Consider the following 703-nt stretch of genomic DNA (forward strand, 5'->3'; position numbering starts at 1 on the left):
GGTGGGGGAGAGGCTGGCGGCCTCGCCCGCGGCGCGCGGCGTGCGGCACGTGCTGCTCGCGGACGAGCTCACCGACGTGCGGGACCTCCACGACGTGTGGTGGACGGTGCTGAACAACGTGGACCCCGAGCGCGACGTGCGTGAGTTGAACGGCGTGCTGGTGTGGGACGGCACCCGCAAGCTGCGCGAGGAGGGCTTCACGCGCGACTGGCCGCAGAAGATCGTGATGGACCCGTCCGTGGTGGCGCGCGTGTCGGCGCGCTGGCACCTGTACGGGCTGCCGGGCGATCCGGAGGGCGACACTCGGACCACCGAGGTCGTCGCCGGGACGCCGGAGACGGTGGGTTCCGGAAGCTGAAGGAAGGCTTGACAGTCTCGCGTGGTTGGTCTATTCTTTTTGAGCCTCGGTTGAGGCGGTGCTGGCGAAAGCGAGCACGGGGTGCATGACAAGGTGCGAGAAGAACAGCGACGGGAGGGCCACCCGACAGGGTGGTGTGAGCGGTCACTCCCCCGAGTGACTCCAGACTCACGAAGATGCCTTCGGGCATCGAGACGGACCTCCACGGAAGTCCACAGCCAAGCGCAAGCGAGGCATCAAACACATCAACATCTCCCTTTGGGGAGTGCTGAACCACTTATGGAGAGTTTTGATCCTGGCTCAGGGTGAACGCTGGCGGCGTGCTTAAGACATGCAAGTCGAACG

The 703-nt window shown here is 65.6% G+C and carries 1 pseudogene; it reads left to right on the forward strand.

What is annotated here, in order from left to right:
* Window positions 1–358: pseudogene (locus tag DEIPI_RS0126715) on the forward strand (UbiD family decarboxylase domain-containing protein); the annotation flags it as partial.
* Window positions 359–703: the final 345 nt, after the last annotated feature.

Source organism: Deinococcus pimensis DSM 21231 (assembly GCF_000519345.1).
GTDB lineage: Bacteria > Deinococcota > Deinococci > Deinococcales > Deinococcaceae > Deinococcus_A > Deinococcus_A pimensis.